The sequence below is a fragment of the Psychrobacillus vulpis genome (assembly GCF_006861825.1).
GTDB lineage: Bacteria > Bacillota > Bacilli > Bacillales_A > Planococcaceae > Psychrobacillus > Psychrobacillus vulpis.
The window spans coordinates 40,451-64,200 of sequence record NZ_VDGI01000006.1; the positions used below are offsets into that span (position 1 = coordinate 40,451).

Annotated in this window: 22 protein-coding genes; 15 read left to right on the forward strand and 7 right to left on the reverse strand. The window is 35.0% G+C overall.

What is annotated here, in order from left to right; all coding sequences use genetic code 11:
• The first annotated feature begins 129 nt into the window (after positions 1-129).
• From FG384_RS07705 to FG384_RS07715, 3 genes are all read left to right on the forward strand, one after another.
• Complete coding sequence (locus tag FG384_RS07705; protein ID WP_142642015.1) at positions 130-2,025, forward strand: PrkA family serine protein kinase; 1,896 nt, start codon at positions 130-132, stop codon at positions 2,023-2,025.
• A gap of 203 nt (positions 2,026-2,228) precedes the next feature.
• On the forward strand, positions 2,229-3,389 hold the full coding sequence (gene yhbH / locus FG384_RS07710) for a sporulation protein YhbH (protein ID WP_142642016.1): 1,161 nt from the start codon (positions 2,229-2,231) through the stop codon (positions 3,387-3,389).
• Positions 3,390-3,408: 19 nt separating this feature from the next.
• Positions 3,409-4,806 (forward strand): SpoVR family protein, encoded by a 1,398-nt coding sequence (locus FG384_RS07715; protein ID WP_142642017.1) that lies wholly within the window; start codon positions 3,409-3,411, stop codon positions 4,804-4,806.
• 253 nt (positions 4,807-5,059) lie between these two features.
• Here the strand turns inward: FG384_RS07715 and FG384_RS07720 are convergent, their stop codons facing one another.
• Entirely contained in the window at positions 5,060-5,431 is a 372-nt protein-coding gene (locus FG384_RS07720) for a winged helix-turn-helix transcriptional regulator (RefSeq protein WP_142642018.1), read from the reverse strand.
• 193 nt (positions 5,432-5,624) lie between these two features.
• On the opposite strand from FG384_RS07720, the gene FG384_RS07725 reads away from it, so the two are divergent.
• From FG384_RS07725 to fabF, 4 genes are all read left to right on the forward strand, one after another.
• Entirely contained in the window at positions 5,625-6,836 is a 1,212-nt protein-coding gene (locus FG384_RS07725) for an MFS transporter (RefSeq protein WP_142642019.1), read from the forward strand.
• A 20-nt stretch (positions 6,837-6,856) separates the two neighbouring features.
• Positions 6,857-7,699: an aldo/keto reductase gene (locus FG384_RS07730; RefSeq protein ID WP_142642020.1), complete on the forward strand. Its 843-nt coding sequence runs from the start codon at positions 6,857-6,859 to the stop codon at positions 7,697-7,699.
• 143 nt (positions 7,700-7,842) lie between these two features.
• Positions 7,843-8,418: a TetR/AcrR family transcriptional regulator gene (locus tag FG384_RS07735; protein WP_142642021.1), complete on the forward strand. Its 576-nt coding sequence runs from the start codon at positions 7,843-7,845 to the stop codon at positions 8,416-8,418.
• Between the two features lie 35 nt (positions 8,419-8,453).
• Entirely contained in the window at positions 8,454-9,689 is a 1,236-nt protein-coding gene (gene fabF, locus FG384_RS07740) for a beta-ketoacyl-ACP synthase II (RefSeq protein WP_142642022.1), read from the forward strand.
• Between the two features lie 113 nt (positions 9,690-9,802).
• On the opposite strand, the gene FG384_RS07745 is transcribed toward fabF, so the two are convergent.
• The gene (locus tag FG384_RS07745; RefSeq protein WP_142642023.1) at positions 9,803-10,684 is read right to left on the reverse strand and encodes an SDR family oxidoreductase; all 882 of its coding nucleotides are present in this window, start codon (positions 10,682-10,684) and stop codon (positions 9,803-9,805) included.
• A 298-nt stretch (positions 10,685-10,982) separates the two neighbouring features.
• Between FG384_RS07745 and FG384_RS07750 the strand changes: the two genes are divergently transcribed.
• The 8 genes from FG384_RS07750 (at position 10,983) to FG384_RS07785 (ending at position 19,458) form a co-directional block, all read left to right on the forward strand.
• On the forward strand, positions 10,983-12,089 hold the full coding sequence (locus FG384_RS07750; RefSeq protein ID WP_142642024.1) for a threonine aldolase family protein: 1,107 nt from the start codon (positions 10,983-10,985) through the stop codon (positions 12,087-12,089).
• Positions 12,090-12,187: 98 nt separating this feature from the next.
• Positions 12,188-12,367 carry a hypothetical protein gene (locus FG384_RS07755; protein WP_142642025.1) on the forward strand — a complete coding sequence of 60 codons (180 nt, stop codon included), beginning with the start codon at positions 12,188-12,190 and terminating at the stop codon, positions 12,365-12,367.
• A 108-nt stretch (positions 12,368-12,475) separates the two neighbouring features.
• Entirely contained in the window at positions 12,476-13,363 is an 888-nt protein-coding gene (locus FG384_RS07760; protein WP_142642026.1) for a patatin-like phospholipase family protein, read from the forward strand.
• A gap of 69 nt (positions 13,364-13,432) precedes the next feature.
• Positions 13,433-13,849: a pyridoxamine 5'-phosphate oxidase family protein gene (locus tag FG384_RS07765; RefSeq protein ID WP_142642027.1), complete on the forward strand. Its 417-nt coding sequence runs from the start codon at positions 13,433-13,435 to the stop codon at positions 13,847-13,849.
• Between the two features lie 281 nt (positions 13,850-14,130).
• Positions 14,131-14,736, forward strand: a complete 606-nt coding sequence (locus FG384_RS07770) for a protein kinase family protein (RefSeq protein WP_142642028.1) — start codon at positions 14,131-14,133, stop codon at positions 14,734-14,736.
• 997 nt (positions 14,737-15,733) lie between these two features.
• Positions 15,734-17,236 carry a spore germination protein gene (locus tag FG384_RS07775; RefSeq protein ID WP_240793370.1) on the forward strand — a complete coding sequence of 501 codons (1,503 nt, stop codon included), beginning with the start codon at positions 15,734-15,736 and terminating at the stop codon, positions 17,234-17,236.
• A 30-nt stretch (positions 17,237-17,266) separates the two neighbouring features.
• Positions 17,267-18,346 carry a GerAB/ArcD/ProY family transporter gene (locus FG384_RS07780; protein ID WP_142642029.1) on the forward strand — a complete coding sequence of 360 codons (1,080 nt, stop codon included), beginning with the start codon at positions 17,267-17,269 and terminating at the stop codon, positions 18,344-18,346.
• Positions 18,343-19,458, forward strand: a complete 1,116-nt coding sequence (locus tag FG384_RS07785) for a Ger(x)C family spore germination protein (protein WP_142642030.1) — start codon at positions 18,343-18,345, stop codon at positions 19,456-19,458. The genes FG384_RS07780 and FG384_RS07785 overlap by 4 nt, the downstream gene beginning before the upstream one ends.
• 54 nt (positions 19,459-19,512) lie before the next feature.
• Here FG384_RS07785 and FG384_RS07790 read toward each other — a convergent pair whose 3' ends face one another.
• The 5 genes from FG384_RS07790 to FG384_RS07810 form a co-directional block, all read right to left on the reverse strand.
• Positions 19,513-20,808, reverse strand: coding sequence for a sensor histidine kinase (locus FG384_RS07790; protein ID WP_142642031.1), 1,296 nt, complete (start codon positions 20,806-20,808; stop codon positions 19,513-19,515).
• Positions 20,809-20,894: 86 nt separating this feature from the next.
• Positions 20,895-22,157: a sensor histidine kinase gene (locus tag FG384_RS07795; RefSeq protein WP_142642032.1), complete on the reverse strand. Its 1,263-nt coding sequence runs from the start codon at positions 22,155-22,157 to the stop codon at positions 20,895-20,897.
• A gap of 117 nt (positions 22,158-22,274) precedes the next feature.
• On the reverse strand, positions 22,275-23,081 hold the full coding sequence (locus tag FG384_RS07800) for an EcsC family protein (RefSeq protein ID WP_142642033.1): 807 nt from the start codon (positions 23,079-23,081) through the stop codon (positions 22,275-22,277).
• Positions 23,082-23,375: 294 nt separating this feature from the next.
• The gene (locus FG384_RS07805) at positions 23,376-23,555 is read right to left on the reverse strand and encodes an H-type small acid-soluble spore protein (protein WP_142642034.1); all 180 of its coding nucleotides are present in this window, start codon (positions 23,553-23,555) and stop codon (positions 23,376-23,378) included.
• A 2-nt stretch (positions 23,556-23,557) separates the two neighbouring features.
• Positions 23,558-23,725, reverse strand: a complete 168-nt coding sequence (locus FG384_RS07810) for a YfhD family protein (protein ID WP_142642035.1) — start codon at positions 23,723-23,725, stop codon at positions 23,558-23,560.
• Positions 23,726-23,750 lie beyond the last annotated feature (25 nt).

Here is a 23,750-nt window from a genome sequence, read left to right on the forward strand (position 1 = left end):
TAGGCAGTGGAACACTGAATTAGCCTGAATAAATGCAAAAAGATATCACAGTTTCATAAAAGTATTATGTATCATAAACTCTAACTTTTCATACTATGTATAAAACAGCGCCCTGAATGGAGGGAATAGATGGATATTTTGAATAAGGTGAAGAGCTACAGAGAAGAAGAGAATAAATTGAAGTGGGAAGGTACTTTCGAAGATTTTTTAGACATTTTGAAGGAAAGACCCGAAGTTGCCCAAACAGCTCATTCACGTGTTTATAGTATGATTAAAAGCTCAGGTCTAATAGAAAGAGATGGGCAAAAGCTGTACCATTTCTTTGGAAAAGAAATATTTGGACTTGAAACAGCAATAGAACGACTTGTAGAAGAATATTTTCATCCTGCTGCTAAAAGACTAGACGTTCGGAAACGAATTCTATTATTGATGGGACCTGTTAGTGGAGGTAAATCCTCCATTGTGACTTTACTAAAGCGTGGTTTAGAACAATACTCTAGAACAGACGAGGGCGCAGTATACGCTATAAAAGGTTGCCCGATGCATGAAGATCCTCTGCATCTAATTCCACATCATTTACGGGAAGATTTTACAGAGGAATATGGTATTCGAATTGAAGGAAGTTTATCACCACTCAATACGATGCGACTTGAAAAGGAATATGACGGACATATTGAAAATGTCATGATAGAGCGAATTTTTTTCTCAGAAGATAAACGAGTTGGAATTGGAACGTTTACTCCATCTGACCCGAAATCACAAGATATAGCTGACTTAACTGGAAGTATTGATTTTTCAACAATTGCTGAATTCGGTTCGGAGTCAGACCCTCGTGCTTACCGTTTTGATGGAGAGTTAAATAAAGCAAATAGAGGGATAATGGAATTCCAGGAAATGCTGAAATTAGATGAGAAGTTTCTATGGCATTTATTGTCTTTAACACAAGAAGGTAATTTTAAGGCAGGGAGATTTGCTTTAATTAGTGCTGATGAGCTAATTGTCGCTCATACGAACGAAACAGAGTACCGTTCCTTTATATCGAATAAAAAGAATGAAGCACTTCATTCAAGGATTATTGTTATGCCAATTCCATATAATTTAAGGGTAAGCCAGGAAGAAAGAATATATGAAAAGATGATCAAAGAAAGTGATATGACACATGTGCACATCGCTCCACATGCCCTAAGAGCAGCTGCTATTTTTTCCATTTTAACAAGATTGGCAGTTCCTAAAAAGCAAGGTATTGATATTGTAAAGAAAATGCGACTTTATGATGGGGAAAGCATTGAAGGTTTTAACGAAATTGACGTAGAGGAATTGAAGAAAGAGTCTCTTAACGAGGGGATGAGCGGTATTGATCCCCGTTATGTGATTAACAGAATCTCTTCTGCAATTATTCGTAAAGAAGTGCCGGCAATCAATGCTCTGGACGTTTTACGTGCGCTGAAAGAAGGACTGGACCAACACGCTTCTATTTCACAAGAAGACCGAGAAAAATATATGAATTATATTGCAATCGCTAGAAAAGAGTATGATGAAATTGCGAAAAAAGAAGTTCAAAAAGCATTTGTGTATTCATATGAAGAATCAGCAATTACATTAATGAATAATTATTTAGATAATGTGGAGGCTTTTTGTAATAAAAATAAATTGAGAGACCCGCTTACAGGGGAAGAAATGAACCCTGACGAGAAATTGATGCGTTCTATTGAAGAGCAAATTGGCATTTCAGAAAATGCTAAAAAAGCTTTTAGAGAGGAAATTCTTATTCGCCTCTCAGCCTACGCAAGAAAAGGAAAACGATTTGAATACAATTCCCATGAGCGGTTACGTGAAGCAATTCAGAAAAAATTGTTTGCGGATTTAAAAGATGTTGTTAAAATTACTACTTCCAGCAAAACGCCAGATGAAACGCATCTGAAAAAAGTGAATGAGGTAATCGCTAGACTCATTGATGAGTATGGCTACAATTCGACTTCAGCAAATGAATTATTGCGCTATGTTGGGAGCCTTCTTAATCGATAAGGAATTGGAAAAGGTTTTGGATTAAGCATTAGTACTTATAGAAAGTTACCACAAGTAGAAAATTTTATAGCTTACTTAGTAGCAAGATAAACAGGAAAAACAAGACTGATTAATTAACATTAGTCTTGTTTTTTTATATATATAAAGTCAATAACTTGGTCGTCTTCGCATATGATAAAAAAATTAGATAGGTGTTGATGGAAATGAACGAAAAACAAGATAATCAATATGTCATCTCACAGGAAAATTGGTCACTTCACCGTAAGGGTCACCAAGATCAACAACGTCATATGGATAAAGTAAAAGAAGCTATTAAAGCTAACCTACCCGATTTGATAAGTGAAGAAAGTATTATTATGTCGAATGGACGAGATGTGATTAAAATACCCATTCGTTCTTTGGATGAATATAAAATTCGATACAACTATGATAAGACAAAACATGTTGGTCAAGGAGATGGCGATAGCCAAGTAGGAGATGTGATTGCTCGAGGTTCAGATGAAGGAGAAAGTGGATCAGGGCAAGGGAAAAAAGCTGGGGATCAAGCGGGGAAAGATTATTACGAAGCAGAAGTGACGATTGAAGAGTTAGAAAATGTATTATTTAACGAAATGGAGTTACCGAATTTACAACAAAAAGAACAGGCTGATATTACAACAGATAAAGTAGAATTTAACGATATTCGAAAAAAGGGTCTTATGGGAAATATTGATAAAAAAAGAACTATTATTACGGCCATTAAACGAAATGCCATGAAAGGAAAGGCTGAAATTTCACCAATTCATAACGATGACTTACGTTTTAAAGTTTGGGATGAAGTGATAAAACCAGAATCCAAGGCAGTTGTTCTTGCAATGATGGATACAAGTGGATCGATGGGGGCTTTTGAAAAGTATTGTGCGAGAAGTTTCTTTTTCTGGATGGCAAGATTTTTACGCTCTAAATATGAAACAGTGGAAATTGAATTTATTGCACATCATACAGAAGCTAAAGTCGTATCAGAAGAAGCCTTTTTTTCAAAAGGTGAGAGCGGAGGGACGATTTGTTCATCTGCATATTATAAAGCATTAGAACTTATTCATGAAAAGTATAATCCAGCACGATTTAATATTTATCCGGTTCACTTTTCTGATGGTGAAAATATGACTAGTGATAATGAGAAATGTGTAAAGCTTGTAAATGATCTAATGGATGTTTCTAGTATGTTTGGTTATGGAGAAGTAAATGCACATAGCCGATATTCGACTCTAATGAATACGTATAAAACAATTGCTAATCCGAAGTTTCGTCATTATGTTTTGAAAGAAAAAAATGACGTATATGAAGCTTTGAAGAGTCTATTTAAATCCAATGTTTCAGTGTAAATCGGAAAGGAGTCATCTGATGGATACAAAGCTTCATCATGCGATCGCTGAGATTACGGAAATTGCATCTGGATTTGGACTTGATTATTTTCCGATGCGTTATGAAATTTGCCCTGCGGATATCATTTATACTTTTGGTGCGTATGGAATGCCGACACGTTTTACCCATTGGAGTTTTGGTAAGCAATTTCATAAGATGAAAGTGCAATACGATTTTGGTTTAAGTCAAATCTACGAACTTGTTATAAATTCGAATCCTTGTTATGCATTTTTACTCGATACGAACAGCCTCATTCAAAATAAGCTCATCATTGCACATGTGCTTGCCCATTGTGATTTCTTTAAAAATAATGTTCGTTTTTCGAATACAAGACGTGATATGGTGGAAAGTATGACAGCAACTGCTGAACGAATTGCTGGTTATGAAATGCTTTATGGTAAAGAAGAGGTAGAAAGTTTTTTAGATGCTGTATTAGCTATTCAAGAGCATATTGACCCCTCGATATTAAGGCCGAAGCAGCCAGATTTTAACTTAGAGGAAGAAGAGATAGAAGTTATAAGAAAGACACCATACGATGATTTATGGAATATAGATCAACCTTCTAAAGGAAAGTTTACATTAGTTCCAAAAAGAAAAAAATTTCCATTCAGTCCAGAGAAGGATTTACTGTTATTTATCCAAGAGCATAGTCGGGAATTGGAAGATTGGCAGCGGGATATTTTAACGATGATGCGGGAAGAGATGCTTTATTTTTGGCCACAATTAGAAACAAAAATTATGAATGAAGGATGGGCGTCCTATTGGCATCAGCGAATAATAAGAGAAATGGATTTAACTTCTGATGAGACGATAGAATTTGCAAAATTGAATGCAAACGTAGTCCAGCCTTCTAAAACAAGTATTAATCCATATTATTTAGGATTGAAAATCTTTGAAGATATTGAAATAAGATATGATAACCCTACAGAAGAAATGAAAAGATTAGGTGTAAAACCGAACTCGGGAAGAGAAAAAATGTTTGAAGTTAGAGAAATTGAATCGGATATTTCCTTTATACGAAACTATTTAACAAAAGAATTGGTGAAGAAGGAAGATTTGTATTTGTTTGAAAAGAAAAATGGAAACTACCAAATAACAGATAAAGACTATGAGCATGTTAGAGACCAACTAGTTTCTATGCGTGTCAATGGAAGTTTTCCATATATCGAAGTTGAAGATGGTGACTACTCGAGAAACGGAGAACTATATTTAAAACATGGGTATGAGGGAATTGAATTAGACCCTCACTATTTAGAAAATGTACTTCCATATATTTATCAGCTTTGGGGAAGATCAGTGTACATGGAAACGGTTGTTGAAAAGAAGCCAACTCTTTATGTATATGATGGTAAAAAAGTTTCTATACGTTCATTATAAGTAAATTTATAAAAATGAGGTTCCGAATTAAACGGATCCTCGTTTTTATTTTATTAATCTCCTGAAGAATGATTTTGGATGACATGGCCACATTTAAATCGTTATTTTGGTTAGTTTGGACAATCTTATTAATAAGTTGGACAAACACCAGTAAAGGTTGGATAATAAACGCCAAAAGTTGGACAATCATCAATAAAAGTTGGACAATGAAAAACCACTAAAATGAAGGAAATGATCCCTCACGCTGCGGTTGTTATTTAAGCTTGTCGTTTAAAATACTATCCTCCAGTACGGAAAACTTGTCTCCATATACTTTCGTAATATGCACTTCTCCCCAAGCACATAACGCATCTAAAATGCTGCCTAGACTTAAACCATATTCACTTAATTCATATTCAACTTTAGGTGGAACTTGATTGTATGCGATTCGATTAATAACACCATCTGCTTCTAGTTCCCTTAGCTGCTGCGTTAACATTTTCTGTGTAATGTCAGGCATAAGTCGTTTCAATTCACTTGTTCTTTTCTTACCATGAGTTAAATGGCATAAAATTACACATTTCCACTTTCCACCGATTACTTCTAATGTTGCTTCAACGGAAATATTATACTTCTTTTTTTTCATTTGAAATCTCCTTATTTATAGGAACTAAAAAGTACCTATATAACTTTTTAGTTCCTATATCACTTGAAAGTGCGTACTTTTATTTTTAATCCTTAGGATTCATAATAACATTTGCCGGTGGAATTACATTACATTTTCATTTTGTTCTCCGGAGATTAAATAATACAGCACTGTAAAGAAAGGATGGGGAAAAATGACTTTAGATAAAAAGCGAAGTATGTTCGCGCTACTTGCATTAGCGGTTAGTGCATTTGCAATTGGGACAACCGAATTTGTTAGTGTGGGCCTTCTTCCGCTTATTTCCAAAGATTTAGATATATCACTTACAACAGCAGGACTTACTGTTTCCTTATACGCATTAGGGGTAATGTTTGGAGCGCCTATTATAACATCTATTACTTCAAGAATGCCTCGTAAAACCTTATTATTATGGATCATGGTAGTCTTCATTATAGGTAACGGCATCGCTGCTAGTGCAACAAGCGTTACGTTTCTATTAATTGCTCGTGTTATTGCAGCATTCTCACATGGAGTTTTTATGTCGATTGGATCTACTATTGCTGCTGATTTAGTACCTGAAGATCGTAGAGCAAGCGCCATTTCCATAATGTTCACAGGCCTAACTGTTGCTACTATTACAGGAGTACCATTTGGTACATTTATTGGCCAACAGTTTGGCTGGCGTTTTGCTTTTGTATCCATTGTTATAATAGGAATTATAGGATTTATCGCAAATAGTATTCTTGTTCCATCCGATTTAAGAAAGGGTAACTCAACAACTATTCGGGACCAAGTAAAGCTCTTGACAAATAGCCGAATATTATTGATTTTAAGTATTACAGCACTTGGTTATGGGGGTACATTTGTCGTATTCACTTATTTATCCCCATTGCTTCAAACAATAACTGGTTTTGAACAAGGAACTGTTACGATTATTTTACTCGTTTATGGAATAGCAATTGCAATTGGCAACGTGATTGGAGGGAAACTTTCAAATAAAAATCCGATTGGTTCGTTGTTCTATATGTTTATTGCACAAGCAATAGTGCTTTTTGTTTTAACGTTTACAATTCCATTTAAAGTAGCCGGATTAGTGACTATCATCTTAATGGGTTTGTTTGCATTCATGAACGTCCCAGGGCTCCAAGTGTATGTCGTAATGTTAGCTGAACGTTTTGTTCCAAGAGCTGTTGACGTCGCATCTGCTATGAACATCGCTGCATTTAATGCAGGGATTGCAATAGGGTCTTATTTAGGTGGTGTTGTAGCAGACTCTATTGGACTTATCCATACTGCTTGGATTGGGGCATTAATGGTTGTATTAGCAGCAATATTTACTGGTATAAGTCGAGTGTTGGAAAGAAAAGACAAGCAAAGATTAAGCGTATCCAAAACACAATATTAATATAAATGGAGGAAAGAGAAATGATAAAAAATTTACAATCTAGAACAAAGTTGAATAACGGTGTTGAAATGCCTTGGTTTGGTCTTGGGGTATTTAAAGTAGAAGAAGGTCAAGAACTTGTAAATGCTGTAAAAACGGCTATTTTACATGGTTATCGCAGTATTGATACAGCTGCTATTTACGGCAATGAAGTCGGGGTCGGACAAGGTATCCGTAAAGCAATGAAAGAAGCAGATATTGCAAGAGAGGATCTTTTCATCACTTCGAAGGTTTGGAATTCAGAATTAGGATACGAAAAGACGATTGCAGCTTATGAAGAAAGCTTGACTAAACTAGGCTTGGATTACTTGGATTTATATCTTATCCATTGGCCAGTCGAAGGTAAATATAATGAAGCGTGGCGAGCATTAGAAACCCTTTATAAAGAAGGTAAAGTGAAAGCAATCGGTGTAAGTAACTTCCAAATTCATCACTTGGAGAATTTGATGAAGGACGCGGAAATTAAACCGATGGTGAATCAAGTAGAATATCATCCACGATTGACACAAAAAGAACTACAAATGTACTGTAAGGAACAAAGTATTCAACTAGAGGCATGGTCACCGCTTATGCAAGGACAATTACTCGATAACGTAGAGCTTCAGGAAATTGCCAATAAATATGGTAAATCTGTAGCTCAAATCATTCTACGTTGGGACTTACAAAATGGTGTTATAACAATTCCAAAATCAACAAAAGAACATCGAATTACAGAAAACGCAAATGTATTTGATTTTGTATTAACAGAGGAGGATATGAAGCAAATCGATAGTTTGAATCAGAATCATCGAGTGGGACCAGATCCTGACAACTTTGATTTTTAAATAATAGTGAAATTAGTTAGACAAAGAATTTGATCCACTGGGCACATAATACATTACTTAAAGTGTAATGTATTATGTGTTTTTATTTAGAAGTAAATTTATATGTAATTGACACTTACCTACTAGTAAGTTAGTATGAAAAAATGGAAAATAGAAAATCACAAATCATTGAGTTAGCACTTAGGAATATACGGGAAAAGGGTTATTTATCTTTTAGCTATGATGATTTGGCTAAAGAACTTAGAGTAACAAAAGCGAGCATTCATTATCACTTTGAGAAAAAGGAGGACTTAGGTCTTGCAATATGCGCAAAATTAAGAGAAGGGCTAGAAAATTCGTTTATTCAAATAAATGAAGTGCAGATGGATATTGAAGAAAAGCCATTGGAGTTTATTTTAAGTAGAGCAAATCAAATTAAAATAAATGAAGTATGTCCTATATCGTCTTTGCAGGCAGACTTTCATTTTCTACCAACCTCAATGCAGGAGAGTGTACGTCAATTGAGTCAGATGGAAATAGATTATCTCAAAGAATTACTTGATGAGTTAAAGAAAGATGGTAGGCTCCAACAAATACAAGATACTGAAGCATTAGCTGTCCTTCTTATCTCAAGCACGAAAGGTGCACTTCAATATAGACGTGTAGTAGGAGAAGGTTTATATTCAACAGTATTTGCTCAATTAAAACTGCTTGTAAATGGGAATATTGAAAATAGCTAAATATGAAGACATGACGAAATTATTGGAGGGATTAGATGGAACGTCGAGTTGTTGTAACAGGGTATGGAGTGGTATCACCGTTAGGAAATAATGTAGATACATTTTGGAATAGTATTAAAGAGGGTAAATCCGGTATCAAGAAAATTGAGTCTGATGAATTTAAAGAGATAAACACGCAAATCGCTGGTAGTGTAACTGACTTTCCCGCGGAAAAATACTTTGATAAAAAAGAATTAGGTAAATATGATTTGTTCACACAGTACGCCTATGCAGCAGCAAAGCAAGCGTTAGATCAATCGCAACTTGACCTGAATACGGTTAATAAAGAACGTATAGGTGTTTATGTAGGTTCGGGAATTGGGGGTATTAACACAACCCTTGAGAATCATAAACTGATGCTAGATAAGGGAGCAAGAAAAGTATCTCCATTTATGGTGCCCATGATGATTAGTAATATGGCGACTGGTATTATTGCGATTAAATTCGGTTTAAAAGGTCCAAGTTTTTCTCCTGTTTCTGCTTGCGCAACGGCGAATCATGCAATTGGTGAAGCCTATTTAAATATATTACATGGTTATTCGGATGCAATAGTGGCAGGAGGAGCAGAAGCATCTATAAATCCGTTATCTTTTGCTGCCTTTTCAAGAATGAGAGCGATGTCTACTTTAAATGATTCTCCAGAAAAAGCTAGTCGTCCATTTGACAAGAATCGTGATGGATTTGTTATGTCAGAAGGGGCAGGAATATTAGTATTGGAAGAGTATGAACATGCTAAAAAGCGGGGGGCAACAATTTTAGGTGAAATTGTAGGTTATGGTTCAACAACAGACGCCTATCATATTACGTCTCCTGATTTCGATGGGGCAGCAAGAGCTATGAAGTTGGCAATAAATATGGCGCAAATTCACCCGACAGAAATTGATTATATTAATGCGCATGGAACAAGTACACCAGAAGGAGATAAATCAGAAACGAGAGCTATTAAAGCTACTTTTGGTGCTCATGCATATGACTTGAAAGTAAGTTCTACAAAATCGATGACGGGTCACTTATTCGGAGCGGCTGGTGGCGTTGAAGCGATAATAACGCTTAAAAGTACAGTGGAAGGTATCGCACCTGCTACAATTAATTATGAAAATTCGGATGAAGAATGTGATTTGAATTATGTTCCAAACGAAGCCGTGAAAACAGAAATAAACTATGCACTTTCAAATGGTTTTGGTTTTGGTGGACATAATGCCGTGCTTGCTTTCAAAAAATTCATAGGTTGATTGGGAAAGCAATTGATTTGTAAAAGCGACAAATTCAACCTTGAACGCGATAAAACCACAAAAAAAGAAGCTTTTTGCTATGGCGAAAAGCTTCTTTTTCCTATTTATTTGTATTAGGATCCCACAAAGTCTCCACCATCGACGTGAATCGTTTGGCCGGTCATGTAGCTAGAGTCATTAGAAGCTAAAAACACAAAAGCAGGTGCATTTTCTGCAGGTTGACCACGTCTTCCTATAGGGGTGTCATCCCCGTGTTTTTCTACTTTCTCCTTATCAAAAGTAGCAGGGATGAGTGGTGTCCAAATAGGACCAGGAGCTACAGCATTAACGCGAATGCCTTTCTCTATCAAATTTAATGCAAGGGATCTGGTGAAGGAGGTTATTGCTCCTTTTGTTGCTGAGTAGTCAATAAGATCTGGTGATCCACGGTATGCCGTAACAGAAGACGTGTTTACAATTGTATCTCCATTGGACATATGGGGAAGGGCTGCTTGCGTCAAATAGAACATGGAGTAAATATTCGTAGAGAACGTTTCCTGTAACTGATCAGGTGTAATGGCCAAAAAATCAGTTGTAGGGAATTGTTTTCCTGCATTATTAACTAATATATTGAGTTGACCAAATTCTTGAATGACTTGATCCACTGCATGTTGACAGTTTTCATCATCGCTCAAATCTGTTTTGATTTTTAATGCTCTAACCCCATAATATTCTATATGTTTCACTGTTTTGTCAGCGTCTTCTTGTTCATCTTCATCCAAATAAACAATGGCGACATTCGCACCTTCTTTCGCGAAAGCAACAGATACTGCTCGACCAATTCCACTATCTCCGCCTGTAACAAGCGCAACTTTTCCCTTCATTTTTTCAGAACCTTTATAGTTAGTGTCATCGTAAATGGGAGCAGGTGTCATTTTTTCTTCAACACCTGGTTGATGATCTTGTGTTTGTCCTAAAACTTCCTTATGAATTTTTTCATAGTTTTCAGTTGTCATGGAAATCCTCCCCATCATTAATAGTGGTCAATTTCATTATTCCCTTTGTGTATGAAAAGAAACATATTGGACTAATATATCGGAATTGTAAGTTTCATTTTTTTTATATAAGAAAAGGGTATATTGTATCGAATATAATGCAGAATGGAGTATTTATATGAAACCAATCATTGGAGGAAATAAATTGGAATTATATAAATAGTGGATGAAGTAATTTTCATGTCTTTTGAATATGCTTATAATGCTATACTATTAAACAAATTGCAATTATTCAAAAAATGGACAGGAGTCAGACAAAATGAGTACAGCCAATTCACTATTAGAGGCATTTAAAAAAACTAAGTATCAAGTATCGGGACACGGGAAGAGAGATATTCAAATACTTAAAAGTGCATTGCAAGAGTTGGATGGTCAACAAGAAAGTGATGTGTATGGTAAAGGACAGATTATTGAAGACTTTCAAGTGAAGATGGCGAAGTACTTAGGAAAAGATACGGCAGTATTTTTCCCAAGCGGTACAATGGCACAGCAAATAGCGTTACGTATATGGTGTGATAAAAAAGGGTTGAAAAAAGTTGCTTACCATCCATTATGCCATTTAGAAATTCATGAAGAAGATGGATTAAAGGAATTGCATCACATCGAGACAGTTTTGTTAGCTAATCAAAGCAGATTAATAGAATTGGAAGATGTGTTGAGTATGGAAGAAGAAGTTGCTTGCATATTGCTTGAATTGCCTCAACGAGAAATAGGTGGTCAGTTACCAGATATCAAAACGATTGAAGAAATCTCCAAATATTGCCGTAAAAAAGGCATTAAGCTGCATTTAGATGGAGCAAGGCTATTTGAAATCCTTCCATATTACCAAAAATCAGCTGCAGAAATTTGTAGCCTTTTTGATAGTGTATATATTTCGTTTTACAAAGGAATTGGTGGGATTGCAGGAGCTATTCTTGCAGGTGATAAAGAATTCACTGAAGAATCCAAAGTTTGGAAAAGACGCCACGGAGGAGATTTAATCAGTTTGTATCCGTATATCGTAAGTGCTGATTTTTATTTTAATAAAAGATCATCCAAAATGGAGCAATACTACAAAGATGCAAAAGAGCTTGCTGAACTTTTTAATTCATGTCATTCTGTTTCGACTATGCCAATTAAACCTGTTTCAAATATGTTTCATGTTCATTTTCATGCACCAAAAGTGCAGATGGAACCTTTATTATTAGAAATATATGAGGTAACAGGTGTTGGCTTAACGGGTTATTTAAACGAAGTAACAGAAGAGTCTTGTTCTTACGAAGTAAGTATTGGTGACCAGTATGCAACTTTTCCAAAAGAAAGACTAAAAGAGGTAATGCAGTTGCTTGATATGAAAATAAAAGAAATGAAACACTTGAATAGTTAATAGTCGTCAAAAAAGACTTGCACGAGAGTACTATTCAAGTTAACTAAGAATAAAACCTTTCTATTTGCACAAATTATTTGGCATGGAGGTGAAAATTCATGCCAAGAGATAAAAATCCTAGGAAATCTTTAGACCGTGAAGAATACGGATTCGGATACGATGTTAGCCCAGATGATCTAGATGTAGTTGGACAGAATAATAAGGCAAAGCAAAAAAATGATAACGAAAATAAAGCTAAACCAAGTAATAAAAACAATCCTTCCAAATTAAATATTTAACATTACGGTGAGGGCACTTAGCCTTCACCGTAAAATTTTTCCTTCAGTTCTATTTCTTCTTCATTTTTCTTACATTGTAACAACGCCAAGAAAAAAGGAGAGATTCATATGTTAATCGACGGTGTTTTTTCTGGGGGGGGATTAAAGGGTTTTGCTTTAGTTGGAGCATATCAAGTTTTGGAAGAAAAGGGGTATCGATTCAAGCGAGTTGCTGGCACGAGTGCCGGAGCTATTCTTGCAGGTTTTATAGCTGCTGGTTTTTCAAGTAAGGAGATTGAAAGTATGTTGAATGAACTCGATGTACTTACCTTCCTTGATCCACGTAAACCAATGCTTCCTATTCCATTCATGAAATGGATTAATCTATATTGGAGACTTGGTTTATACCAAGGAAAATCATTAGAGAATTGGTTTTTAGAGAAGTTGGCGATAAAAGGTGTATATACATTTTCCGATTTACAGCCAGGTGTATTAAAACTTGTTGCTTCTGATTTAACAAATGGTAAGATGATGGTTCTCCCTGATGATTTGGAGAATTACGGAATATCAGCAAGTAGCTTTCCGGTTGCTCGAGCATTACGCATGAGCTGTGGAATTCCTTTTTTCTTTGAACCTGTCCGATTGAAAGTTGGTTCAGGTGATACGATAGTAGTAGACGGCGGTGTATTAAGCAATTTTCCAATGTGGATTTTTGATAATGGAAATAAAGAGCGTCCTGTTCTTGGAATAAAACTAAGTCGTAGCTCGGATGAGTTGTCAGGACATCAGATAGACAATGGCTTGCAATTATTCGAGGCACTTTTTTCCACGATGAAAAATGCACATGATGAGCGATATATTTCTAGAAAACATGAAAAGAACATAATATTCATACCAGTGGATGACTATAGTGCAACCCAATTTGATCTGACGGAAGAAATGAAAGACGATCTATTGGAAAAAGGGAAAAGTCGTACCATTCAATTTTTAAAAACTTGGGGAAAGTATTTTATATAATACTTATTTGAATAATTACAAATAATATAGCAAGAATAAAAGGAGATGATTAGAAGGAGACGATTATGAATGGTTAAAACAACAAAAGATATGGCACTTAAAATTTTGAACGATAGTATGATTGGTACAATGGCGACGATTCAAGATAATAAGCCACATTCTCGGTATATGACATTCTTTCACGATGACTTCATAATATACACAGCAACAAGTAAAAAGACTCACAAAGTGGAAGAAGTGCAAAAGAATCCAAACACCCATATTTTGTTAGGGTATGAGGGTAAAGGACTTGATGATGCTTTTTTAGAAATTGAAGGGACAGTTGAAGAATCACAAGAAGAGGGTATGAAAGAAAAAGTGTGGAACAAACATTTGAAGGGATGGTTTGAAGGTCCCGAAGATCCCGACCTTGTCATACTGAAAATTACTCCAACACAAATTCGTATTATGAATATAGGAGAGGCTCCTCAAATTGTGGAGTTTTAAGAAAGTAACAGTTATACAAGTATGACAATCCTAATAATTGACCCCAAAATTTATAGCATTTATACTAAAACTACAAAAGAATATTCAACTTCCGTTAAGGGGAGTAGCTATTCAACAAAGTCGTCAATACAGGAATCTAATCCTCGGCTTTGTTGGCAACAACAGTTGTTTGCGAGACCTTACCAATTATTTGGTAAGGTCTTTTTTTTAGAGACGATGTAGCCAAGAATTGGTTATAACGTCTCTTTTTATTTCTTATAATTAGTAGGAGGTCAAAAACTTTGGGAACTTATGAAACAGTTGCAAATACAGTAATTATAGATAAGAAAAATCGACTTATAAGTTATGATAATTCTTTAGAACTTATTGGAAAAGGTAGAAGCGCATTCGTTTTTAAAATAAAATCATCAAATAAAGCATTGAAAATATTTTTCTCACATTTAAAGTACATTGCGAAAGAAGAGGCAGAAATTTACACAATCGTCCAAGGTAACTCTTATTTCCCTACTATTTATGAGTCTGGATCGAATTACATTGTTATAGATTATATTAAAGGAGTAACACTTTTCGAATGTTTGACTAAAGGAATTATCATAACCAATACCCATATGAAGGAAATAGATTACGCATTAGCAATAGCTGCTAAAGGATTGAATCCTTCAGACATTCATTTAAAAAACATTTTTATCACATCTAAAGGTGATATAAAAATTATTGACGTTGCACGTTATAGACAAAAGAAAGAGTGTAAGCAGTGGCATAATTTAAGAAAGGCCTATTATCAGCATTACTGTAAACCCTATTTTATTAAGAAAGTCCCTGCTCTATTCTTAAATTTAGTTTCCTTCTTTTATAAAAAAGGACTTATCCCGTTCTATAGATTATGAAATCAACAGACTGCTCATTTTACATTAGCAGTCTTCAGCTTGTCGACAAATGCATTTTTATGAATCAAAATGTATTAAGAACATAGTGATTATTGTGCTTTTCCTTTAGGAATCGCTCCAGGCGGGCGCTTTCCGCGGGCTCGCGCCAAGCCTCGGGCCAACAGGATGTTGGTCATGAAGGCGTTGCCGCAGGACGCGGCGATCTTAGCCTTCCTACTTATGCCTGCGCTGTCTCGCTGTCCCGCAGGAGTCGCCGCCTTCCGCTTATTTTTAACTTCAATAAACAGAAAAGTGGACAATTAAAGCCTTTTCACTTGATGAGATGGGATAATCAATCCGTTATTTTTATCAGATATTTCGAGAAACATGGATTGATCACAGCATCTTCAGATTTCCACTTTCAACTTTTGAAAAATAGGCAGGGCCCGCCACGGAGACTCCTGTGGGAATAGCTTGAGCTGAAGACCCCGGAGGAACGGCAGTGAGGCCACTGAAAAACTCGAGTTAATATTTTTGTAGGAACTATTTGCTGTATTTATTTAAGAGAATTTAGCGCGACGCATGAGACTCCTGCGTGAAAGCGAGACAGACGAGACCCCGCACGAAGGAGGAGGCTCGTCGCTCACCCGCGGAAAGCGAATGCCAAAGCGATAAATTCTCTTAACGACTATTTGATAGAAAATTTATTAGAATAACACTTTTTCAGTGGCCTCAACGGCAGTGACGAGGAGGCTGAAGCCAAGCCCACGGAAAGCAAAGTGGCGGGCCCCGCTGATTCTCTTATACATCTCTATTCATTGTAAAACGAATTTGTCTAAAGTCTGAAGACTGCTTATGTTAGCAGTCTTTTTTTTATTTAATAGATAGCATTCTCCTATAAGGAATCGAATGCAAAAAATGAATATAATCGCTAACAAGTGGAAATGCTGAGTACATAGATTTTGAAAAGAAATGACCCAATTTCTCCAAACGTATGTAAGAAAGGCATGTGGTACTTGTGAAGTTCAATAAATTAAAACGTACCATAAAAATTAGCGATAACGAGGAAACCACACAAAGTAAGAGTTCTGATTCAAATGAGAGTTCACAAGCTGAATTGTTCGTCAATCATCCTGAAGCAGATAAGACAATTGAAAAGATTAAAAACCATACAGGTCGAATAAATGATTTAATTTTCAAGAAAATTCCTACAGACGAAGGTATTGTTACAGTGATTTATACGAGGTCACTTGTAGAAAAAATGGCTCTGCAAGTAATGATATTTGTCCCCTTGGCAAATCATATAAATCAAATTCACCAAGTTTCGGAAAAATTAGAGACAACTAATTTTCCTGAAATTCTAAATAGGCTTATCTCGGGACAAACACTGTTGTATTTTCATCATACAAACATGCTACTGTGCATTGACACATATAGCGCTCCAACAAGATCCATTACAAATACCGAAACTGAATCAACGGTTATTGGACCTCAAGATGCATTTACGGAATCGTTAGAAACAAATATTTCTTTAGTAAAGAGACGTATTCAAAATCCAAGTTTAAAAAATGAAGCACGTACAATAGGAACAGAAACGAATACAAAGATTTCTATATTATTTATAGAAGGCATTGTAAATAAAGATAATCTTGACAAAATAAATCAACGAATTGACAAACTGCATTACCCTGCGTTCTCTGATATTTCCATATTAAAACAACTAATTGAAGATAATCCTTTATCTCCTTTTCCGCAGTATTACATGACTGTGAGGCCAGACAGTGTTACTAATTATCTGCTAGATGGAAGAATTGCTATTTTTATGGATAATAGTCAAGCGGCAATTGTCTGTCCGACAACCTTTTTGGAAATGTTTATTTCTGTTGAAGATTATTATAATCGTTGGACAACGGCATCCTTACTTCGAATGCTTCGGTTTTTTGGGTTTTTCTTAACAATAATGATAACACCGATGTATGTTTCGGCATTAACATTCCATCCAGAAATATTACCTTATGAACTTTTGCTGAATTTACAGGAATCGAGAAGCAAGGTTCCTTTTCCTCCTCTAATTGAAGTATTGTTTTTAGAACTAATTATCGAAGTCTTAAGAGAAGCCGGATCACGAATGCCGGCAAAGGTAGGACAAACAATTGGTATCGTAGGAGGTATTGTAATCGGAACAGCAGCAGTTGAAGCAGGGCTTATTAGCAATATACTAGTTGTGTTAGTTGCTACTTCCGCATTACTTTCTTTTTTACCACCAATTTTCTTAATGAGTAATACGAGCAGATTTGTTAGATATATTTTCATTTTATCAGCAGGTTTGTTTGGACTATACGGACAGATGCTTGCATTTGCATGGCTCATTAGTCATTTACTAAACTTAAATTCTTTAGGAACTCCTTTTATGTCACCTGTAATTCCAAGAAAAGCAGCGGATTTAATGGATAGCATTATTCGATTTCCAATCGCATTTTTAAAAGGTAAAAAGGGGATTTCGAATTCAAAGAAAAAGTAGAACGTCCTGGGAGAGTTGAGGTAGGTAATAGTGAGTACAAACAATCGAAAAATCTTGAATGGGTATCATGTTATTTTTTTGACGCAAAGTACAATGATTGGTACTGGAATCCTTTCACTCCCTCAAAGACTCAGTTCACTAGGTTATAGCCAAGCATTTGTCCCACTATTGTTTGGGGTAATTGCAAGTATCTCGTTATTACCTATGATTTGGATTAGCTCTCAATATAAAAATGATAATTTATTTACTATAAATGAGAAATTATTGGGAAAACCGTTTGGAAAAAGCGTTAATTTGTTTATTGTTGTTCACTTTACTCTTTTTTTGGCAGGAATCATTAGTAATTATATGCACCTTATTCAAACGACTGCACTTTCAGAACAATCAAGTACAATTCCAGTTTTCTTTCTCTTACTGTTACTTATTTACATAGTCAGTGGTGGTATTAAATCGATCGCTAGGTTTTGTACAATAACGTTTTTTTTAACGATACCGATGTTATATTTTTTACGTTGGGCAATTGAGAAAGGTGAACTAAGTCATTTGTTGCCTTTATTCAACTTTAATGGTAGCCAATTTTTAGATGCGTTAAAAAAAGGATATATATCAGTATTAGGATATGAGTTAATTATGTTTTATTTCCCGTATATTATAAACCAAAAGAAAGCATTAAAACATTCTTTAATAGGACTTTGGATAAGTATCATTCTTTGTTTTATAACGACTTTGGTAAGTGTGATTTATTATTCTGAGTGGCAATTGAAAAATATTGAGTATTCGGTATTACACTTGTTTAAAGCAGGGGAATTTACTTTTATAGAAAGAATCGACATAATCGGAATTACATTTTGGATATTTCTAATTTTATCATCGGCAGCTACTTATTTATGGAGTGCTAAGAAAGGAATAGATTCTCTTCGAGCTAAGAAAAAGAATTATCATACGTATTTAATAACTTTAGCTATTTTCTTATTCGTAGTAATACCATATTCAAGAGAATATCAAGACAAGTTATTTAAACTTTCCTACCAAATTTCCTACATAATGCTGGCGTGGCCATTACTTTTGGCTGTTGTTCATTCACTTAAGAAAAAGCAGGTGAAGCAATGAACAGGAATCTAATATTATTTTTTGCTTCGATTTTGATCATGTCAATCTTAGTTGGTTGTACAGATAAGGAATTGAAAGTACCTTTGGAAGACGTCGGAATGGTAGGAATAATGGCATTTGACTATATCGATGAAAACTCATTTAAATTAACGGTATCGATTCCTCAATTTTCTCCGGAAGCAAAAGAGAGAGCACAAATTTTCTCTGTTACTACAGATTTGATTTCTAAAGGAATTGTTGAAATTGAAACACTTTCAGACAAAAAGGTAGTATTAAATCAATTGCGCGTCGTTCTCATAAACGAAGAATTTGCTCGTAAAGGAAATATTCAAAAAGCAATTCACCATTTATATAGAAATGCAGACGTAGGAAATAAAGTGCTTCTTGCAATTGTGAAAGAAAACGGGGAAGAAATGTTAAAGGCGGAATACCCTGACAAACCGAATGTTAACATTTACCTAAACGACTTGTTACAACCAAGTATCAATACTGCATTTAATCCAAATACGAATATACACGATTATATGTACACAGAAACAAATCCAGTTTTTGACACGATAGTGCCGCTACTAGAAAAAAAAGAGGGCAAAATAGAAATGGATGGAATTGCTTTATTCAAAGAAAAGCATATGCTGAAAGAATTGCCAGAGGAAGAGGCTCTTATCATTCAGGCTTTACTAGGACGTAAAAAACTTGCTCCGCTATATCTAGAGTTAAATCAAGCTGAACAGAAAGAAGAATTAATGATGGATTTGATTAATAGTAAGGTTAGCATAAAAGGTAATAAGAATATGGAATCTCCAAAGGTATCTATTTCATTGCATATCGAAGGGACACTTGTTGAATATAGAGGAGGAAGAGAAAAAGAACTGGTAAATATAAAAGGTATTACAAAGTTAGAACATGATATTAACAAACAAATTGAAAAAGATATTAAAGAATTTTTGGAGAAGTTAAGTGAGCTGAAGGTCGATCCAATAGGACTATCTGAAAATTTCCGGATGTATTATAAAGGAAAATGGAACAATAAATTGAAGGAAGAAGTAATTAGTAATCTACAAGTGGATGTTCAGGTGGACACTTCTATCATTAGTACTGGTACACTGAAATGAGGAAATGAAAAGGAATGCTGCACTGTAAGTGATCAGCATTCCTTTTTTTATTCTTCACCCACTCATTACTAGTACGCTCATATTTTTATGAATCTCGTTTTGTTCAAAAAGAGTAGGAGAAGAGGGGAAAGTAAATTCAAATCTAGTGCCTACACCCAATTCACTTTCTACATGAATTCTTCCATTCATAGCATGTACAATGCTATAGACAACCATTATTCCGAGGCCAGTTCCTTTTTCTCCTTTTGTTGAATAATATGGTTCTCCTAAACGGTTTAGTTGTTCCGCCGTCATCCCAGCTCCGGTATCTTGAACTAGAATAGTCATGTTGGATGAAGTAGACATAGTTTCTACTGTTAATACACCGCCGTTTGGCATGGCTTCTATTGCATTTTTCATAATATTAACAAAGCATTGGTGGAACTTCTGACTATCTCCTTCGATTGCACCAGTATACGAATAGTTCGTAATTATGTGGACAGAATTCCGATTAGCTAATACTTGGAGTGATTGAATAATTTGCTGAAGTTCTTCATGTACAATGAGAGGTTCAACTAATTCAATTTCAGGTTTAGAGAAAGTTAAATAATTTTGAATAACCTGCTCCGCCGATTTTAGTTCATTTCTTAATATCGAAATGTATTGGACTCGGCTCTCTCTCGAAATAGACTCGTCTTGTAAAAGCTGAACAAAACCGATTGCTGCGGTCAATGGATTACGGATTTCGTGGCATATAGCTGCCCCCATTTGTTCTACTGTTTCAAGCCTTTTTAACTTTACAACATGTAGTCTCAACTGAATAGTTTTATAAATTTCTTCAATAAAATAGGCGATTACACCAACTCCCAATGGCTGAATGAATAAATAGGAAAACCAAACATCAAATTGGTTCATATCCGCGAAACCCAAAGGAAACGATTGAACGAAACTAAAAAGAAATGAAACACTAACAGAAAATAGAATACGCTTTTTGGATGAGAGCTTCAAAAACCAGGGGGAAATCCGCCAAAATAAAATAGCAAGACTTCCGTAAAAAAAGATTGTTAACCAAAATCCAGTGTCAATCCCATAAAAACTTCTCACAATTATTGTCAAGGAGGCTAATAAAGGTCCGAGTCCAATATAAAGACCTCCAATTATGAATGGAATTTTCCGTAAGTCGAGTATGACATCATGACCTTCTATACGATGCGTGAATACAAAACATAGGAGTAAACTAGCAATAATATAAACTGTGGCGATAATTTGAATGGTGCGTAAACTTTCAGCTCTTTCTACCCATAACATACTAAAAAAAAGCAATACGATTAATAAGGATAAGTTAAAAAAGAAGTGTTCTATTAATTCCAATGTGTTATCACTCCTAAATTACTAGCTATATTTAGAATAATAAAAATTTATCGAATACACAATATTTTTGTTGTAGTCAGAAAATATTATTTACATAATATACTAGATTTATATTGCTTAAAAGTGAATTGAAAAACAGTACCCTTACCTATTTCACTTTGAACATCAATCGTTCCCCTCATAGCACGTAAAATACTGTAAGCTACCATCATACTAAGTCCTGTTCCGGTCTCTCCCTTGGTAGAATAATATGGTTCTCCTAAACGTTTCAATTGATCATTACTCATACCTGCTCCAGTGTCTTGAATAGTAATTATCATATTACTCTTAACAACTTCTGTTTTTAGCAATAATGTACCACCGTTCGACATGGATTCAATCGAATGTTTAATAATATTAATAAAACATTGATGGAATTTCGATTGATCACCTTCAATCATTCCATGGGATGAGAAATTAGTAGATATCTCTACAGAGTAGTAGTTTGCTATTGGTTGTAGTAATTTTAGAATATGGGTTAGTTCCTTCTGGATATCTAGTTCTTCAACCGATTCAATTAATGGTTTGGAAAAGGTTAAATAATCTTGGATAATTTTTTCTGCCGCATCCAATTCCCTTTTTAATATGGAGAAATATTGCGTTTTCTTCTCTTGATCAAGAGAATCTTTGTTAAGCAATTCAACAAACCCAATGGCAGTTGTTAATGGATTTCGAATCTCATGTGAGATTGCAGCTCCCATTTGCTCAACTGCTTCTAATTTTTCTGCTTTTACCAACTGTTGTTGCAACTGAGTATTTTTTTCTGCCATTTCAATTGCATAAGAAATCATCGCAACGCCTATTGGTTGTACGATGAGATAGGCGACTAATAAATCTAATGTAGGTTCAGATGTTTCGGGAAATAGAACAACTGTTAAGATAGCAATACTTGTAAGTAAAGTAGTGCCCGTGGAAAAAAGTACTCGGTACTTGGAAGTTAGTTTTAAAAACCATGGGGAAATAAGCCATATGGAATAACTAATCAAAGAGTAAAATGGGATTGCTAAAAAGAATCCAAAATCTATCCCATGGAATGCGCGTAAGAAAATAACAAATAAGCCTAATATAGGACTTAATCTCATATAGAGACCACCGATTAAAAATGGAATAAGACGCAAATCTAATACTAATTCATCACTTAAACGATAGGAAAATATGTAGCAAATTGCTAGAGAAATAACAAAATAAAAAAGGGCTGTGAGTTTTAACGAACGCAGGCTATCAGATATTTTAGGATATGAAAAACAAAGAAATAGTAAGATAATTAACAAGGAGAGATTAAACAAAAAATGTACCGTTATGATTCCCAAGTGTATTCCTCTTCTACTGTTTTAGGTAAATTTTACCTCGTCAAGTATTAAAATACAATACATTTATTAACTATTTAGAATAGTTATACTTATATATGTTTTCTCATTCCTGGCTATTTATTCAATTAGATTGTTCTCATATAACTTTGCAATAATCCTTCTTTTTCGATAGAGCATCTTACCTGCTTCTGCAATATCGTTTACAGCGGAACGATTAATAAACGCACCAAATACAAGCCCGGCAATTGGGATCATTTGAAAAAGTTTTTTCCAGCCAAATTGATCACGATAGGAGAAAACGACTTCGCGCCATCCTTGCATTTCAGATAGAATCTCTCGTTTAGCTGCTTCGTCCTGTTGATTGAACATGGACAGTTGTGTCAGAATAGCTTGTTTTCCAACAATGTCTGAAGAGACAAACTGAAGGCATTTCACAATAAATAGACGCTCTTGTTCATCATTCGGATCATAGCCATAACAAATTGCTATGTCCTGTAAAGTTTTTAACTGAATACCTAATAGGAGAGGGATATCAATTGTTAATGTAAATATTCCTCCGATACCTGTACCAGCTCCTTGTAATGTTGCAATATTTTTTCTGTTTTTAGTTAGAATATCTACCGAGTGATCCATTTTAGAGACCGGAAGTTTTTCTACATCCTCTAGTGTTTGGACACCTAACTTAGGATAATAAGAGGGGACTTTAGATGTGGAGCTTAAATAGCTGCCGCCTGATTGTATATATTGACTGAGCTCGTCTAAAAGGACGCCAATTTTATTTTGAATGAATGTGGGAGTCCATTTATCAAGAATTTTAAATGGTAAACGCCCAAGCTTTTCCCAAAACATTAAATCATTTTGTTCCTTCTCCCAAATCTCCACTTTTTTCAATTCTTCTGATAACCATTGTTTAGAATCTAACACGTTTATTCTCTCCTCTTTCTTTCATTACTTTTAATACGCATATTGTTTAGGAAAGTTCCATCTCTCTTCTAAAGGAATGCATATATAGTAGAAAGAGTTCAATAAACGTATTATTAGGTTGGGATCAAATTAATATGGAATTTCGTACAGAGGAAATTTAGAAGCTTGATTAATCGAGGGATAAAACGGATCGAATGGTAAGTTAATTTATCCTTCTGTATTCTTTAGATTAAGAAAGAATTTAGAAAAAGACAAATCCCACTGGCATTCATTTTTGCAGTGGGATCTGTGCTTTTAATGTTCCTTTAACTCGTTGACATTTACTTCTGATCTTTCTTCTAACGAATGTCTAAGATGAACAGTTGCCGTTCTTCCATCCTCATGCAATTTGTCAATCCATACGGAAACACCATTATAACTGACCTCAAATTCGGAAGGAGAAGCTACAATTTCTTGTGCACGTTGATATTGCAAATTCAGACCTCCCTACAATTCTCTGTTTTCTTCGTTGCATTTTCTCCTAGCTCGGCAAATTCCCGAGCAAATTCCTCTTGAATATCATTAGGTTTAATTTTTTGATTTTTAGGTGTTTGAGGAAGTGAGTCTTTGTTCTTACTTTTTCCTTGTTTATTGTCTCTACCCATACTAATTCTCCTTTCTTATTTTCCG

Coding starts and splice junctions, on each gene's coding strand:
- FG384_RS07705 (WP_142642015.1), top strand. CDS start 130: ATGGATATTTTGAATAAGGTGAAGAGCTACAGAGAAGAAGAGAATAAA.
- FG384_RS07735 (WP_142642021.1), top strand. CDS start 7,843: ATGGAAAATAGAAAATCACAAATCATTGAGTTAGCACTTAGGAATATA.
- FG384_RS07720 (WP_142642018.1), bottom strand. CDS start 5,431: ATGAAAAAAAAGAAGTATAATATTTCCGTTGAAGCAACATTAGAAGTA.
- FG384_RS07715 (WP_142642017.1), top strand. CDS start 3,409: ATGGATACAAAGCTTCATCATGCGATCGCTGAGATTACGGAAATTGCA.
- yhbH (WP_142642016.1), top strand. CDS start 2,229: ATGAACGAAAAACAAGATAATCAATATGTCATCTCACAGGAAAATTGG.
- FG384_RS07755 (WP_142642025.1), top strand. CDS start 12,188: ATGCCAAGAGATAAAAATCCTAGGAAATCTTTAGACCGTGAAGAATAC.
- FG384_RS07765 (WP_142642027.1), top strand. CDS start 13,433: ATGGTTAAAACAACAAAAGATATGGCACTTAAAATTTTGAACGATAGT.
- fabF (WP_142642022.1), top strand. CDS start 8,454: ATGGAACGTCGAGTTGTTGTAACAGGGTATGGAGTGGTATCACCGTTA.
- FG384_RS07730 (WP_142642020.1), top strand. CDS start 6,857: ATGATAAAAAATTTACAATCTAGAACAAAGTTGAATAACGGTGTTGAA.
- FG384_RS07810 (WP_142642035.1), bottom strand. CDS start 23,725: ATGGGTAGAGACAATAAACAAGGAAAAAGTAAGAACAAAGACTCACTT.
- FG384_RS07785 (WP_142642030.1), top strand. CDS start 18,343: ATGAACAGGAATCTAATATTATTTTTTGCTTCGATTTTGATCATGTCA.
- FG384_RS07725 (WP_142642019.1), top strand. CDS start 5,625: ATGACTTTAGATAAAAAGCGAAGTATGTTCGCGCTACTTGCATTAGCG.
- FG384_RS07745 (WP_142642023.1), bottom strand. CDS start 10,684: ATGACAACTGAAAACTATGAAAAAATTCATAAGGAAGTTTTAGGACAA.
- FG384_RS07750 (WP_142642024.1), top strand. CDS start 10,983: ATGAGTACAGCCAATTCACTATTAGAGGCATTTAAAAAAACTAAGTAT.
- FG384_RS07760 (WP_142642026.1), top strand. CDS start 12,476: ATGTTAATCGACGGTGTTTTTTCTGGGGGGGGATTAAAGGGTTTTGCT.